The 15,136-nt window shown below is 64.0% G+C and carries 12 protein-coding genes; 1 reads left to right on the top strand and 11 read right to left on the bottom strand.

The window, feature by feature from the left end; translation table 11 throughout:
• Positions 1–158 precede the first annotated feature (158 nt).
• From astB to DXT74_RS18920, 6 genes are all read right to left on the bottom strand, one after another.
• Positions 159–1,505 (bottom strand): N-succinylarginine dihydrolase, encoded by a 1,347-nt coding sequence (gene astB / locus DXT74_RS18895; RefSeq protein ID WP_194426755.1) that lies wholly within the window; start codon positions 1,503–1,505, stop codon positions 159–161.
• Positions 1,502–2,962, bottom strand: a complete 1,461-nt coding sequence (gene astD, locus DXT74_RS18900) for a succinylglutamate-semialdehyde dehydrogenase (RefSeq protein WP_194426756.1) — start codon at positions 2,960–2,962, stop codon at positions 1,502–1,504. Before astD ends, astB begins: the two co-directional genes overlap by 4 nt.
• Entirely contained in the window at positions 2,962–3,996 is a 1,035-nt protein-coding gene (gene astA / locus DXT74_RS18905; protein ID WP_043633954.1) for an arginine N-succinyltransferase, read from the bottom strand. Before astA ends, astD begins: the two co-directional genes overlap by 1 nt.
• A complete protein-coding gene (aruF, locus tag DXT74_RS18910) occupies positions 3,993–5,024 on the bottom strand; it encodes an arginine/ornithine succinyltransferase subunit alpha (protein WP_043633958.1) in 1,032 nt (343 codons plus the stop codon). The genes astA and aruF overlap by 4 nt, the downstream gene beginning before the upstream one ends.
• A 162-nt stretch (positions 5,025–5,186) precedes the next feature.
• Positions 5,187–6,401: an aspartate aminotransferase family protein gene (locus DXT74_RS18915; RefSeq protein WP_194426757.1), complete on the bottom strand. Its 1,215-nt coding sequence runs from the start codon at positions 6,399–6,401 to the stop codon at positions 5,187–5,189.
• A gap of 383 nt (positions 6,402–6,784) precedes the next feature.
• Entirely contained in the window at positions 6,785–9,406 is a 2,622-nt protein-coding gene (locus tag DXT74_RS18920; RefSeq protein WP_194426758.1) for a family 20 glycosylhydrolase, read from the bottom strand.
• Positions 9,407–9,703: 297 nt separating this feature from the next.
• Here DXT74_RS18920 and DXT74_RS18925 point away from each other — a divergent pair, with 297 nt between their 5' ends.
• Positions 9,704–10,372 (top strand): DUF3313 domain-containing protein, encoded by a 669-nt coding sequence (locus tag DXT74_RS18925; protein WP_043633966.1) that lies wholly within the window; start codon positions 9,704–9,706, stop codon positions 10,370–10,372.
• A 61-nt stretch (positions 10,373–10,433) separates the two neighbouring features.
• On the opposite strand, the gene DXT74_RS18930 is transcribed toward DXT74_RS18925, so the two are convergent.
• The 5 genes from DXT74_RS18930 to rbfA form a co-directional block, all read right to left on the bottom strand.
• Positions 10,434–10,973, bottom strand: a complete 540-nt coding sequence (locus DXT74_RS18930) for an STM3941 family protein (protein ID WP_194426759.1) — start codon at positions 10,971–10,973, stop codon at positions 10,434–10,436.
• Between the two features lie 85 nt (positions 10,974–11,058).
• Positions 11,059–13,203, bottom strand: a complete 2,145-nt coding sequence (pnp, locus tag DXT74_RS18935; protein ID WP_194426760.1) for a polyribonucleotide nucleotidyltransferase — start codon at positions 13,201–13,203, stop codon at positions 11,059–11,061.
• A gap of 193 nt (positions 13,204–13,396) precedes the next feature.
• Positions 13,397–13,666, bottom strand: coding sequence for a 30S ribosomal protein S15 (gene rpsO, locus DXT74_RS18940; RefSeq protein ID WP_194426761.1), 270 nt, complete (start codon positions 13,664–13,666; stop codon positions 13,397–13,399).
• Positions 13,667–13,786: 120 nt separating this feature from the next.
• Positions 13,787–14,710: a tRNA pseudouridine(55) synthase TruB gene (truB, locus tag DXT74_RS18945; RefSeq protein WP_194426762.1), complete on the bottom strand. Its 924-nt coding sequence runs from the start codon at positions 14,708–14,710 to the stop codon at positions 13,787–13,789.
• The gene (rbfA, locus tag DXT74_RS18950; protein WP_081556312.1) at positions 14,707–15,126 is read right to left on the bottom strand and encodes a 30S ribosome-binding factor RbfA; all 420 of its coding nucleotides are present in this window, start codon (positions 15,124–15,126) and stop codon (positions 14,707–14,709) included. Before rbfA ends, truB begins: the two co-directional genes overlap by 4 nt.
• Between the last annotated feature and the right edge of the window lie 10 nt (positions 15,127–15,136).

Here is a 15,136-nt window from a genome sequence, read left to right on the forward strand (position 1 = left end):
CGTGCAACGCTTCACGACGCGCAGCAGATCGTGAACAGGTTCTTAGAGTGGCTAACAAAACTCCGTTTTACGGCTGAGGCAAGGCGCGCCGACGCAGACAGTACATTGAGTACGGCAAGGTCGGGATAACGCAGCATCAGGGGTTTTGTTAGCCGCTCTTAGCCCAGCTGGAAGGGATACACCGAGCCCAGACCCAGAATGCCGCTCAACTCGTCCAAGGCGGTGCGGCTTTCGATCAGCAGCTGCGGATCGGCCAAGTCATCGCTGCTCAGGCGGTCGCGGTAGTGGCGATCCACCCAAGCGTTGAGCGTGGCGAACAGCGCGTCGCTCATCAGCACCCTGGGGTTGACCGCGGCAATCTCCGCAGCGGACAGCGCCACGCGCAGCCGCAGGCAGGCGGGGCCGCCGCCGTTCTGCATGCTTTGCTTGAGGTCGAACACCTTCACCTCGTCGATGGGGCCGCCGCTGGCGACCAGCTTGCCGAGGTAAGCCCAGACGCGCCGCTGATTGCGGCACTCCTCCGGCACCACGATGATCATTTTGCCGTCCGGCTTGGACAGCAGTTGGCTGTTGAACAGATAGCTCTTCACCGCCTCCTCTACGCTGACCTCCGCCGCCGGCACCTCCACCGACACGAAGCTGCCGCCGGCGGCGGCCAGCTTGGCGCTCAGCTCGGCCAGCACCTTGTGCTGATCGAGGAAGGATTTCTCGTGGTGGAACAGCACCTGGCGGTTGCCCACCGAGATCACGTCGTTGTGGAACACGCCGGCGTCTATGGTGTCCGGGTCCTGCTGCGCGTAGACCACGCGCTCCGCGCTCAGGCCATGCAGCCGCGCCACCGCCTGGCAGGCTTCCAGAGTCTGCCGCGCCGGGAATTTGGCAGGCTTGGGATAGCGGGCGTCGAAAGCCGCCGCGCCGAACACGAAGAACTCCACGCCCGGGCCGTCGTACTCGGCGCAGAAGCGGGTATGGTTGGCCGCGCCCTCGTCGCCGAAGTGCATCTGCGCCGGCAGCGCCGGATGCACGGCGAAGCGGGCTTCGTCGGCGAACATCGCCCGCAGCAGCCGGCCGGTGGTTGGGTGCTCGATCGAACGGTGGAATTTATTGTTCAAATTGGCCGGGGTGAAATGCACGCGGCCGTCGGCGGTATCGCCGGACGGGCTCACCGTGGCGGCGTTGGCCGTCCACATGCAGGAGGCCGAGCTGGCCGCGGCCAGGATGGCCGGCGCTTCCTTGGCGGCGCGCGCCACCACTTCGGCGTCGCTGCCCGCAAAGCCCAGCAGGCGCAGGCTGGCCACGTCCGGACGCTCGTGCGGGGCCAACACGCCCTGCTTGAAACCCAGGTCGTGCAAAGCCTTCATCTTGGCCAGGCCCTGCTTGGCGGCCAGCTTGGGATTGGACGCGGCGCTGACATTACTGGTGGACGCCACATTGCCGAAGGACAGGCCGCTGTAATTATGCGTCGGGCCCACCAGACCGTCGAAATTCACTTCATAGGCGTTCACAGCGTGATCCCCGGCGAAAGTTGAGCCGGCACGGCCAGGCTGTCGCATTCCAGCGAGGCCACCGGATAGGCGCAGTAATCCGCGGCGTAATAGGCGCTGGCGCGATGGTTGCCGGAGGCGCCCACGCCGCCAAAGGGCGCGGCGCTGGACGCGCCGGTCAAGGGCTTGTTCCAGTTCACCACGCCAGCGCGGCTTTCCAGCAGGTAGCGCTCGTACAGCTCGCGCTCGTCCGACAACACGCCGCCGGCCAGGCCGAAGCGGGTGTCGTTGGCGATGGCGATGGCCTCATCGAAATCGGCGTAGCGTATCACTTGCAGCAGCGGGCCGAAGTATTCCTCATCCGGACGCGCGGCGGCGGTGGTGTCGATGATGCCCGGGCTCAGCAGCGCCGCGTCCGGCGTCAGCCGGCGCATTTCCAGCAACGCCTTGCCGCCGGCGGCCAGCATCGCGGCCTGGGCTTGCAGCAGCGCCTCGGCGGCGGCGCTGGAGATCACCGCGCCCATGAAGGGCGCCGGCTCGGCGTCGTATTTGCCGACGCGCAGCTTGGCCGCCACCTCCACCAGCCGCGCCAGCAGCGCATCGCCCCATGCGCCTTGCGGCACCAGCAGCCGGCGCGCGCAAGTGCAGCGCTGGCCGGCGGAAACGAAGGCGGACTGGACGATGTGGTGGACGGCGGCATCAATATCCTGAACGCCTTCCACGATCAACGGGTTGTTTCCGCCCATTTCCAAGGCCAGGATCTTGTCCGGATGGCCGGCGAAGTTCTTGTGCAGCAGCGCGCCGGTGGCGGAGCTGCCGGTAAAGAACAGGCCGTCGATGCCGGCATGGCCGGCCAGAGCCGCGCCGGTATCGCGCGCGCCTTGCAGCAGCGCGATCACGCCCGCCGGCAGGCCGGCTTCGGCCCACAGCCGCACCGTTTCCTGCGCCGTCCACGGCGTCAGTTCCGACGGCTTGAAAATCACCGCGTTGCCGGCCAAGAGCGCCGGCACGATATGGCCGTTGGGCAGGTGACCGGGAAAGTTGTAGGGGCCGAACACCGCCACCACGCCGTGCGGCTTGTGGCGCAGCACAGCCTGGGCGTCGCCCATGGCGGCGGCGCGTTCGCCGGTGCGCTCGTGATAGGACTTCAGCGAGATGTCCACCTTGTTGACCATGGTGGTCACTTCGGTCAGCGCCTCCCACAACGGCTTGCCGGTTTCCTGGGCGATGACGCGGGCCAGCGCGTCCTTGTTGGCGCTCAGGAGTTCGCCGAAACGCTTGGCCACCGCCACGCGCGCGTCCAGCGGCGTGCGCGCCCAGTGCTTGAACGCGGCCCGGCCTGCGGCCACGGCGGCGTCCACCTGGGCGGCGTCGGCGGCGCGCCCCTGCCACAGCGGGCTATTGTCGGCCGGGTTGGTTTTGCTCAGCGCCGCGCCGGCGCCTTCTTGCCATTGTCCATTGATGAATAAGCTGCTCACTATGCATTCTCCTTGGGATAGAGCGCGACGCAACGCAGATGGCCGCCCTCTTCCACATTCAGCGCCTGCGCCTGTTCCGGCGTCAGCAGGATTTCATGGGTGGGCGCCAGCGTCTCGGCCAGGATGGCGCGGAAGCCGGCCAGCGAGTCGTTGGACACCAGGTAGAAGTTCTTGTCGCCTTCCGGCAGCGGGTCCGCCAGCCGCGCGGCGGCCACCGCGCTTTCCTTCACCGCGCGGATTTCGCTGGTATAGGCCTGCACCGTCGGGCCGGCGTCGAAGATGTCGACATAGCCTTCGTAGCGGAAGCCTTCGGACTCCAGCATCGCCACCGCCGGACGGGTGTTTTCGTGAGTCTGTCCGATCACCGCCTGCGCCTCCGGCGGCAGGAAGTCGATGTAGACCGGGTGCTTGGGCATCAGCTCGGCGACGAAGGCTTTCTGGCCGACGCCGGTCAGATAGTCGGCGTGAGCGAAGTCGATGGAGAAGAAATGACGGCCCAGGCCTTCCCAGAACGGCGAGCGGCCGGCTTCGTCGGACACGCCGCGCATCTCGGCCACCACCAGCTTGCCGAACAGCTGCGGGAACTGAGCCAAGAACAGGAAGCGGCTCTTGGACAACAGGCCGCCGTTGCGGTTGGCGCGGTAATCCGGGTGCAGGAACAGCGTGCACAGCTCGGAATAACCGGTATGGTCGTTGGACAGGAACAGAGTGTCGTGGCGCGAATACACGCCCAACTCCTCGGAGGCGTGGACGATGGTCCCCACGCGGTAGTTGTACCACGGCTCCTTCAGGCCCACCGCGGCCTCCAGCGCGCAGATGCCGGCGATGGCGCCGGTGGCGCCGTCTTCCATCACGAAGACATAGCCTTGGTCGGCCTTGTCCAGCTCGCCGGCGAAAGACAGCACTGAGCGGGCGATGCGGCGCGACAGCCGCTCTTCGTTGACCGGCAGGGAGGTCAGGCCGACGCCGGCGCTGCGCGCCAGATTCATCAGGCCGTCCAGGTCTTTGTGAGCTACGGGGCGGATGAACATCATGCTGCGGACTCCTTCTGCTGCAGGCCGGCCACCTGGACCTGGCCGCCGCTGGCGAGGCCCAGCGCGCGGGCGGCGTCGGGATTGATGAAGGCGACCCCGTCCACCACCGCCACGCGGCACACCGCGGCGGCGAATTCGCTGGATTCGAGATTGCTCAACAGCTGCGGCTGCGCCTGCTCCGGCAGGCTGGCCAGCACTTCCACCGGATAACAACGGCTGGTTTCCAGCGTTTTCAGCCGGTCCACTTCGGCGGTGAGCACCGCGCCGCCGTCGAAGATATCGATGTAGTTGTCGGCCTCGAAGCCCTCGTTGCACAGCAATTGGCAGGAGCGCTCGAAACTGGCGTGGATTTGGCCGATGGCGTGCTGCGCCTCGTCCGGCAGCAGCGGCACATAGATAGGGTAGCTGGGCATCAGCTCGGCGATGAAGGTCTTGCTGTGGCTGACGAAAGCCTGCTCCACCTGCAGGAAATCCATATTGAAGAAGCGGCGGCCGATGGCGTTCCAGAACGGCGATTGGCCGGCGTCGTCGTGAATGCCCTGCATCTCCGCGATCACGCGGCGGCCGAAGCGCTCGCGCTTGCTGGCGATGAACAGCAGCCGGGCGCGCGACAGCAGCTCGGCGGCCAACGGCTCCAGATGGCTGTCCACGTAGAAACCGCACAGCTGCACCATGCCGGTCAGGTCATGGCACATATTCAGCACGTGCACGCGGTTGTTGACCTTCAGCGCGCGCGAGGCGTGCACGAAGATCTCGCTGCGGTAGCTGTAGAAGGGCTCGTCGAAACCAGCGGAAGCGTTGATCGACGCGGTGCCCAGCACCTGGCCGCCTTCTTCCAGCACGAACATATAGTATTCGCAGCCGGAATCGCCGGTGGCTTCGTGTTCGAAGGCGGATACGGACTGCTGAATGCGTTCGAACAGCTTTTCCCGGTTGTTGGGCAAGCTGGTGACACCGATGCCGCTGGCCACCGCCATGCGTTCGATGGCGGGCAGATCGGAGGTGCGGACAGGACGCACGGTAAGCATGGGACATCTCCCCTAATCGCTGAAATCCGGCCAGGCCGCGGCGGGACCGCGGCGCAGCATCGCCCGCGCGCCAGCCGGGGGCAGGAACGTGGGGGATAACAGTATTTGTGTCTGGAGCAAGGGCGGCCGCGGCGGCCGCCCGGAATCAGTGCCGCGAGGCCCTTATTGAGCGGAGGTCAGCTCGGCGATGGCGGCCTCGAAACGCGCCAGGCCTTCGTCGATGTCCTTATCCTCGATCACCAGCGACGGAGCCAGACGCACCACGCTCAGGCCGGCCACCAGCAACATCAGTCCCTGCTTTTCAGCGGCTTTCAGAAACTCCTTGGCACGGCCGGCGTAAGCGTCGGTCAGTACGCAGCCCAACAGCAGGCCCATGCCGCGCACGGTCTTGAACACTAGGTATTTGGCGTTGATCGCGTTCAGGCCGTCGACGAAGCGCTGATGCTTGGCGCGCACGCCGTCCAGCACCGCTGGTTCGTTGACCAGTTCCAGCACCTTGTGCGCCACCGCGCAAGCCAGCGGATTGCCGCCGTAGGTGGAGCCGTGGGTGCCGATGCCGAAGCTCTTGGCTACTTTCTCCGTAGTCAGCATCGCGCCGATCGGGAAGCCGCCGCCAATACCCTTGGCGGAGCTGAGAATGTCCGGGGTCACGCCGTATTCCTGGTAAGCGAACAGCGAGCCGGTGCGGCCCACGCCGCTTTGCACTTCGTCGAACACCAAGAGCGCATTGTGCTGGTCGCACAGCTCGCGCGCGGCTTGCAGGAAGGCCTTGTCGGCCGGCATCACGCCGCCCTCGCCCTGGATGGGTTCGATCACCACCGCACAGGTCTGGTCGGAGATGGCCGCCTTGAGCGATGCGATGTCGTTGTATTCGAAGTGGGCGATGCCGCCCGGCACCGGGCCGAAGCCTTCGGTGTACTTGGGCTGGCCGCCCACGCTGACGGTGAACAGGGTGCGGCCGTGGAAGGAGTTCTTGCAGGCCAGGATCTGGTTCTTTTCCGGGCCGAAGTGATCGGACCCGTATTTGCGCGCCAGCTTGAAGGCGGCTTCATTGGCTTCCGCGCCGGAGTTGCAGAAGAACACGCGCTCGGCGAAGGTGGTCTCGGTCAGCAGCTTGCCCAGCTTCAAGGCCGGCTCGTTGGTGAACACATTGGACACGTGCCACAGCTTGGAAGCTTGCTCGGTCAAGGCCGCCACCAGCTGCGGGTGGCAATGGCCCAGCGAGTTGACGGCGATGCCGCCGGCGAAATCGATGAATTCGCGGCCGCTCTGGTCCCATACGCGGGAACCCAGGCCCTTGACCGGGATGAAACCGGCCGGACCGTAATTGGGGACCATGACTTGGTCGAAATCGGCGCGCGTTACAGTATTGCTCATCTTGATGGTTCCCTTCCTGCTCTATCGTCGTTTCTTATCCGTATCATGAAATCCCAAGCGGCGAGCCGGACCGGTCGTGATGCCGGCTTTATCGACGATTTCATGAAGTTTCAATGATTCTAAGGTAAGCCCGTCGCAAATCCATATCCGGTTTGCGACACCGCCGTATACATTCCTTGATACAGCGCAATAAATTTTGTCCGACAACATCCATTACAGAGGGCAACTGTGTCCAATCCTGCTGTAAACGCCGCCCTCCGGCTTGAAGCGGAATGAGCAAGATAGATCAACACCATTGCCTTAATCAACGCCTGAGCGTCTATTCGCAATGAAAAACGCCCGGGCCAACAGCCCGGGCGTCCTTGTCTTGCTCGCATCGGCGCTCAGTCGCCGCCTCGCGACTCCTGCCGGCTAAAGCGCGCGCCATCGCCGCTAACGCCGCGCCAGTAGGACGCTTCCGCGCCCTGGCCCGGCCGGTACGGCGCCCAGTTGCGTCCGTCTGGCGAGAACTGCAGCGCCTGGCCGGGGAATTCCGTCAACACCCCGGCCGACCCGCTCTCCAGGCCCGGCGGCGCGATGCGCAGGCCGATGCCGGCGCCTTCCAGCTTGGCCGCCTCTCGCCAGCCCAGCACCGCGGCGAACTGCTGCCAGTCCCGGTTCAAAGCCGCGCGGTCCACCAGATGGCTGACGCCTAGCTGATAACGCTCGCCCTGACGGTAAGGCCGTTCCCAGCCCGCGCGGTGCCAGGCCCGCTCGGCCAATGCCAGCAGCCGCGGATAGGCCATGTATTCAAACTGGGCGTCGCTGCGCATCACCTCGCTCCAGGCTTGGCCCTGAATGCCGGCGAAGCGCGCTGGCGCGGCCTCGCTGGGCACTTCAAAAGCCTTGCCTTGGCGATCCGTCATCACCTCGGCGTTCTGCGGCAGATTGTCCGGCGCGAAACTGAACACCTTGTAGCTGTCCGTGGCGCGCGAGGCCCAGTAATAGCCGCGCTCCTTGGGGTTAAGCTCATAGGGGAAGTCGAAGTACAAATAATCCGGCATCGCCAGCACGGTCTGGAAACCCTTGTTGGCAAACTCGTGCGCCTCCTTCGCCGCGCCCCAGAACAAGGTGTCCCACTCGGTCACCATCACCTTGGAGGTGGCGAAGCTCTTGGGCGATTTCGCCCCCTTCAAACCGTCCTGCCAGGCCCCCATCGTGGCTATCCCATGCCGCGCCAGGATGCGGCTGACGTCTTCGGCAAACTGCAAGGGCAGATCGGCGACGGTTTTCCCCGGCTGCTCCGCCAGCAAGGCGCGGCAGGCCGGCGAACGCGCCCAGGGCTTGTCCTGTTCCGCCAACTTGATCTTGCCCTTGCCTGGGTCCTGGCCGGACAGGTCCTGGAAGCCGCCGCCCAGCAGGATGTTCTTGGCCTCGTCGCCGCCAAAGTGCCAAGTGGCGAGCGGCGCGCCGGCTTCGCGGTGCATGGCGGCCACTTCCGACACCACTTTGTCAACAAAGCGCGGCACCCCGGGCACGCAGGGGTTGACATAGGTGTGACGGTCGTAGAATTGCACCGACAAGGTATTGGAGCGGTCTTGCGGATCGATCAGCCGGTAAGCCGAAGCCGCCTCCGGCTGACCCAACTGGCTGAGATGTCGGTAGCGCCGTTCCATCGCCATCACCGCCGCGCGCGCATGCGCCGGCATGTCGATTTCCGGAATCACCTCGATAAAGCGCGCCTTGGCGTAACGCAGCAATTCCACATACTGTTCGCGGCTCAAATAGCCGCCGCCGGAACGGTTGTCCGGGCCGGAACCCAGTTGCGGCAGCAGGCAGTGGTCCTCGTTCAGATCATGGCAGCGGCGCGCGCCGACCTCGGTCAATTCCGGCAGGCCGTTGATCTGCAAGCGCCAGCCTTCGTCGTCGGACAGGTGCAGATGCAGCTTGTTGAGCTTGTAGGCGGCCATCTGTTCGATCAAGCGCTTAAGCGTGGCCGGCTGGCGGAAATTGCGCGCCACGTCCACCATGAAGCCACGGTGGCCATAACGCGGCGCGTCTTCCACCGTCAGCGTCGGGATCTCTCCCCCACCTTGCGGGATCAGGCCCAGCAAGGTCTGCGCGCCGTAGAACAGTCCGGCGGCGTCATGCGCGTCTATGCGCGCGCCGCCGCGCTCCACTCGCAGGCGGTAGCCGCCGGCAACGGCGATGTCGGCCGGCAAACCCTTGACCACCGCGCCGCTGACCGGCAGGCCCTGACCGGCCAGGCCCAGTTGGCTGCTGCGCTGGGCCAGCGCCGCGCGCGCGTCCGCGGGCAAGGCCGGCAGCCGCCAGCTCAGGCCGCCGGCAGCCGCCTTGCCGCCATCCCGCTTGACGCGCAGCGCGGCGGGAATCACCCGCGCGGCCACGTCGGCGGCGCCCAGTTGCGGACCGCGGCGCGCAAACTCGCGGTAGCGTTCGGCAGCGTCCATCAAAGGCCGCGCCTCCCCCGCCGGCGACTTCCATTCATCACCCGGCAACGGCAGCAAATAGCTGGCGTCGTCATCGTCATTGCGCGCCAGCACCGCCGGCTCCTGACCTTCCGCCGTCAGGTAGGGCCGCGGCAGCACGTCGCTGTTATGCAACATCCAGTACTCGGCCACCAGCGGGAGCTCCAGTTTGGCGCCGGCGGCGATGCCGGCGAAGCCGGGCTTGGGGGTCAGCCGGTACAGGTCGCCGGTCAGATGGCTCAGCTCGAAGTCCGGGCTGTCCAAGCGCAGCAGCCGGCGAATGCTGTGCAAATACAAGGTCCAATCCTTGGGCGGCACCGCAGCCGAGCCGTGGTTACGCAGAATCAGCCGCCCTTTCAAACAGCTGCCCCAGTCCGCGCCCAACTCCACGCAGGGCGCGCCGGCGGCGGCCCCCTTATTGCTGTCCACCGCTACAGCCAGAGACAGGTCCTGCGCCAGCGCCGCCACATCCGGCTGCGCCCACGCCAGCGCGCTGGCCGACAACAGGCCCGCCGCCAATAGTTGTTTCGTCCTCATGCTCACCTCTGCGATTTGCGTGGCGCGCCGCGCGGCGGAATCCCTACCGCCGCGCCTCCCATTCGTCATCCGCATGCCACCGTGGGCACAGGCTAACTGGTATTAATGTGGTATTCAATGCTCAAGATCAAAATCGTGCTCTCCCGCCTCGGACTGCTAGCATGATGATGGCGGAATGCAAATATCTGTGAAGCCGGGGAACGCCGGCGTCATGCCGACGGTCTAGCCGCGGTTGCCGCCGAATCCGCCGCCGCGGGCGGATGGCGCGCTATCACTCAACACCAACAGGAACGCATCATGCGCAAGACTCTATCGCTCGGCCTGCTATTGCTGGCCGCTCTGCCTGCAATGGCTCAGGACGCAGCAGACCCGCAAACCTTGTTCAGCCTGCCGCTGACCGCGTTCAAAGCCTCGGACCGCGACGCCTCCCAACGGCTGTACCGTGCGCCGGACGCTCAGCTGAACACTTACAAATCCATTGTGGTGGAGCCGCTGTATTTCATGCGCCACCAGCCAGACGGCGACTGGCAACTGCTGCAAAGCGGCGAGGAAAACCGGATCGCCGCTTATTTTCAGCGACGGATGACCGAAGAGTTGCATAAGGTCGGCATCCCTGTCAGCCGCGAAGCGTTGCCGGACAGCGCCCGCCTGCGCGTGGCGGTCACCGGCATGGCTCAGGAACGGCCGGGCGTGGAGCCGCTGGACATCTTGCCGATCAAGGCGGTGTTCAATCTGGGCCGGCTGGCCGCCGGCAAGGAGCCTTATCTGACCAAGGTGGCCAGCATGGGACAATTGGAAGACGCCAATAACGGCAAACTGCTGGCCGGCAGCGTCAATCTGCGCAAAAGCGACAAAAGCCGCCAGCGCGGCGAACCAGTCAAATTGGAGAGCCTGGAAAGCCTGATCGACGACTGGTGCCGCGATAGCGCCAAACTGCTGGCGCGAGGCATGGCGGTCAAGCCCTGAATAATCTGGGTGCCCAGCAAGAGAAACGCCGAGCCCAGAGGCTCGGCGTGAACATCGGCGGCTAGCGCCAACCGGAGGATGCAGAACCGTAGCGCTGATGGTATCGCTCAAGGAGCGCCAGCACCTCGTCAAAGCTCGCTTGCAAGGCGCTGGATGAAATGGCGATCGGGCTGCCGTAGCATATTGAATTAAAGCGGCTGAATAGCCGCGCCACCGGCCCCAGCTTGTTCAGATATACCCCCGGGGCCCTCACCTTGACGATCAAAAACTGCTGGCCGCGCACCGCCGAAACCTCCCAATCGGCAATGTCCGACCAGGGAATCAAGCCTACTGCGATCAGGCTGGAGTGATCCCACAAACCCTGCGCGTTGAAAATCAGGGCGGGCTTGTCCTGCATGCATTGACGCAGTCCAAACAGGCAGCAACAGCCAAAGAAAATCATCGCCGCGCCCCCCGCGCCGTAACGCAGGATCAGGCTGTCTTCGGGGTCGGGCTCGGTCCACATGAAATAGCCGATGACGACAAAGGCCAGTCCGGCGACGATCAAGAGCAACACTTTGCCGCCGCTGAACTCAATACGCGTCTCATCCATCGCGCTCATCTCGCAGTCGTAAAAAACCCCCTGCCTTGGCAGGGGGTGATGCTAGCCGGCGGCCGTTCCGCATCGGAACGGCGCTCAGGCGGGCTTACTGGGTTTTCAGGCCGAAGGAGTCGGCAGTTGCCTGCGCGGTCTTGGCTTCTTCTTCCAGCAAAGCCTTGATGGACAGGCGGATGCGGCCGCGGTCGTCCATTTCGATGGCCTTGACTTTCACTACCTGGCCTTCTTTCAGATAGTCGGCCACATTCTTGATGCGCTCGTTGGCGATCTGGGAAATGTGAACCAGACCATCCTTGCCCGGCAGGATGGACACGATGGCGCCTACATTGTTGTCGAGGATCTTGACCACGGTGCCTTCGTACACCTTGCCCACTTCCACTTCAACAGTGATCTCTTCGATGCGCTTCTTGGCGGCTTCCGCGCCTTCGTTGCTGATCGAAGCGATGGTGATGGTGCCGTCTTCCTCGATGTTGATCTCGCAGCCGGTGTCCTTGGTGATGGAGCGGATGGTTTCGCCGCCCTTGCCGATCACTTCGCGGATCTTGTCCGGGTTGATCTTCATCACGTACAGACGCGGAGCGTGAGCGGACAGCTCTTGCGGGCCGTCCACGGCTTCCTTCATCAGGCCCAGGATGTGCATGCGGCCTTCCTTGGCCTGATCCAGCGCCACCTGCATGATTTCCTTGGTGATGCCCTGGATCTTGATGTCCATCTGCAGCGCGGTCACGCCTGCGGCGGTACCGGCGACTTTGAAGTCCATGTCGCCCAGGTGATCTTCATCGCCCAGGATGTCGGTCAGCACCGCGAAGCGATTGCCTTCCAGGATCAGACCCATGGCGATACCAGCCACGTGCGCCTTCAGCGGCACGCCGGCGGACAGCAGCGACAGGCAGCCGCCGCACACGGAAGCCATCGACGAGGAGCCGTTGGATTCGGTGATTTCCGACACCACGCGCATCGAGTAACCGAACTCGGATTCCGGCGGCAACACGGCCACCAGCGCGCGCTTGGCCAGGCGGCCATGACCGATTTCACGGCGCTTCGGCGGGCCCATGCGGCCGGCTTCGCCGGTGGAGTACGGCGGGAAGTTGTAGTGCAGCATGAAGCGCTCGGTGTACTCGCCGGCCAGCGCGTCGATGATCTGCTCGTCCTGCTTGGTGCCCAGGGTGGTCACCACCATGGCTTGGGTTTCGCCACGAGTGAACAGCGCGGAACCGTGGGTGCGCGGCAGCACGTTATTGCGGATGCTGATCGGGCGCACGGTGCGGGTGTCGCGACCGTCGATGCGGGCTTCGCCGGCCAGGATCTGACCGCGAACGATCTCAGCTTCCAGACCCTTGAAGATGCCCTTGATCTCATTGGCCTTCAGGGTATCGGTGTTTTCGTTGATCAGGCTGGACTTAACCGCGTCCCAGGCTTCGTTGATCGCCACGGTGCGGGCTTGCTTCTGACGCAGGCGGAAAGCGTTGGCCAGTTGCTCGCCGGCGATGGCGCGCACTTGGGCGATCAGCTCTTCATTGGCAACCGGAGCGGCCCAGTCGAACATCACCGGATTCACTTCGTCGGCCAGGTCGTTGATGGCCTTGATCGCGGCTTGCATTTGCTCGTGGCCAAACACCACGGCGCCCAGCATCACGGCTTCCGGCAGCTCTTTGGCTTCGGATTCCACCATCAGCACCGCGCGCTCGGTACCTGCAACCACCAAGTCCATTTCGGAGGCGGCCAGCTCGGTGCGGGTCGGGTTCAGGATGTATTCGCCATTGGCGTAGCCAACGCGCGCGGCGCCGATCGGGCCGGCGAACGGCAGGCCGGAAATGGCCAGAGCGGCGGAAGCGCCGATCATCGCCGGGATGTCGGAATCCACTTCCGGGTTCAGCGACATCACGGTGGCGACGATTTGCACGTCGTGGAAGAAGCCTTCCGGGAACAGCGGGCGGATCGGACGATCGATCAGGCGGCTGGTCAGCACTTCCTTCTCGGACTGCTTGCCTTCGCGCTTGAAGAAGCCGCCCGGGATCTTGCCTGCGGCGTAGGTGCGCTCGAGGTAGTCCACGGTCAGCGGGAAGAAGTCCTGGCCCGGCTTGACGTTCTTGCCGCCAACCACGGAGACCAGCACCACGGTGTCTTCAACGGTGACAATGACGGAGCCGGACGCCTGGCGTGCGACTTCGCCGGTTTCCAGAGTCACGGTATGACGGCCGTACTGGAAAGACTTAGTGATTTTATTGAACACAGGGTTTCCCTATTTCTTGGTGTGTGACAAATAATCGCAAGCCGAAAAAACAACGGGAACCCCTAAAAATTCTGACCAAGGCATATGGATCCGAATTTTTAGAGGCTCCCCCCGTTGTTACAGCAGTAATGCTCGCGATCTTGATGCGGCATGAAAAAGTCGCAGCACGCTGCGACTTTTCCAAAACCCAACCTTACTTGCGCAGACCCAGACGGGCGATCAATGCGCGATAGCTATCGGCATCGTTGCGCTTCAGGTAATCCAGCAGACGACGACGACGGCTAACCAGCTTCAACAGACCACGACGGCTGTGGTGATCCTTGGTGTTGGCTTTGAAGTGCGGGGTCAGGTCGTTGATGCGAGCGGTCAACAGAGCCACTTGCACTTCGGACGAACCGGTGTCGCCTTCGCTGCGCTGGAAGTCTTTAACGATGTCTGCTTTTTGAGCGGCGGTCATTGCCATTTTGGGGTAACTCCAAATTATCAGTAGGGGTTTTTCAACCCGACAAGTGCAGCGAGCAAGCAAGGCCGAAACCCCGACAACCCATCAACACTCCGGTTGCGGCCCTAAGGCCGCCGGCGTTCAAGACGTTGCCGCCTTGCTCGCCAGGAGCCGGATCGGATGCAGGCGACCATCGTCGCGCGCTTCGCCCAGCCCCAGAAATTCCCGGCTTCCCTCGCGGTAAATCCGGAAACGCTGCATTTTCGCACATTTTTCGGCAAAACGCACGGGCTGCCCGTGCATGAATTTACCGGCTTCGTCGGCGGCCAACTCAGCTTCCGGCAGATGGCGCACCAGGATGTCCGCCGGCAGCAGCAAAGCCTCCCGCTGCGGCATGTCCAACGCCTCGATGTCGGTCAGCTGCAAGGCCTCGTCCAGCGAAAAACCGCCGGTGGCGGTACGGCGCAAACCGGTCAAATGCGCGCCGCAACCCAAGGCTTCGCCGATGTCGCAGGCCAGGGTGCGGATATACGTGCCCTTGCTGCACAGCACCTCGATCACCGCGGTGTCGCCGTCCAGGCTGATCAGCTCCAGCCGGCGAATATTCACCCGCCGCGCCTCGCGTTCAATCTCAATGCCGGCGCGCGCATACTCGTACAAGGGCTTGCCCTGATGCTTGAGCGCCGAATACATCGGCGGCACCTGGGAGATTTCGCCTCGGAACGCCGCCATCGCCGCCAGCAAGCCCTCGCGGTCGAAAGCCACCGGGCGCTCGGACACTACCTCGCCCTCTACGTCCCCCGTGGTGGTGACCACGCCAAACTTCACCGTGGCGCGATACCCCTTGTCCGCATCCAGCAAATAGGAGGAAAACTTGGTCGCCTCGCCCATGCACACCGGCAACAGGCCGGTGGCCAGCGGATCCAACACACCGGTATGGCCGGCCTTGGCGGCGTTCAGCAGCCAGCGCGCCTTTTGCAAGGCGCCGTTGCTGGAGATGTCGTAGGGCTTGTCGATCAGCAGCACGCCGTCTATCTGTCGGCGATTGCTGCGCGGCTTGCTCATTCCTTGCCCTCGGCGCCGTCCCCGCTGGACGGGGCTTCCTGACCGCCGAATTTTTCGGCGTCCTCGCGCGCCACCTGATTGATCAGGCTGGTCATGTGCATGCCGCGCTCCACCGATTCGTCATAGACGAAATGCAGCTGCGGCGTGGTGAAGATCTTGATGCTGCGGCCCAATTCGGAACGCAGATAGCCGGCGGAGCTTTCCAACGCCTCCTGTGTAGCTTCCCGCGTCTTCTCGTCCATCACGGTGTAGAACACCTTGGCGTGCGAGTAGTCCCGGGTCACTTGCACCAGGGTGATGGTGATCCAGCCTGCGCGCGGATCTTTCAAACCCTTGCGGGTCAGTTCCGCCAATTCGCGCTGAATCTGTTCAGCGATGCGGTCGGAACGGGAGAAACCTTTTTTGGCTTTTGCCATATCACTTCCA

Origin of the sequence: Chromobacterium sp. Rain0013 (assembly GCF_015291765.1) — a bacterium.
Lineage (GTDB): Bacteria > Pseudomonadota > Gammaproteobacteria > Burkholderiales > Chromobacteriaceae > Chromobacterium > Chromobacterium haemolyticum.

Coding starts and splice junctions, on each gene's coding strand:
- DXT74_RS18925 (WP_043633966.1), top strand. CDS start 9,704: ATGCGCAAGACTCTATCGCTCGGCCTGCTATTGCTGGCCGCTCTGCCT.
- DXT74_RS18930 (WP_194426759.1), bottom strand. CDS start 10,973: ATGAGCGCGATGGATGAGACGCGTATTGAGTTCAGCGGCGGCAAAGTG.
- astA (WP_043633954.1), bottom strand. CDS start 3,996: ATGATGTTCATCCGCCCCGTAGCTCACAAAGACCTGGACGGCCTGATG.
- aruF (WP_043633958.1), bottom strand. CDS start 5,024: ATGCTTACCGTGCGTCCTGTCCGCACCTCCGATCTGCCCGCCATCGAA.
- rpsO (WP_194426761.1), bottom strand. CDS start 13,666: ATGGCAATGACCGCCGCTCAAAAAGCAGACATCGTTAAAGACTTCCAG.
- rbfA (WP_081556312.1), bottom strand. CDS start 15,126: ATGGCAAAAGCCAAAAAAGGTTTCTCCCGTTCCGACCGCATCGCTGAA.
- truB (WP_194426762.1), bottom strand. CDS start 14,710: ATGAGCAAGCCGCGCAGCAATCGCCGACAGATAGACGGCGTGCTGCTG.
- DXT74_RS18920 (WP_194426758.1), bottom strand. CDS start 9,406: ATGAGGACGAAACAACTATTGGCGGCGGGCCTGTTGTCGGCCAGCGCG.
- DXT74_RS18915 (WP_194426757.1), bottom strand. CDS start 6,401: ATGAGCAATACTGTAACGCGCGCCGATTTCGACCAAGTCATGGTCCCC.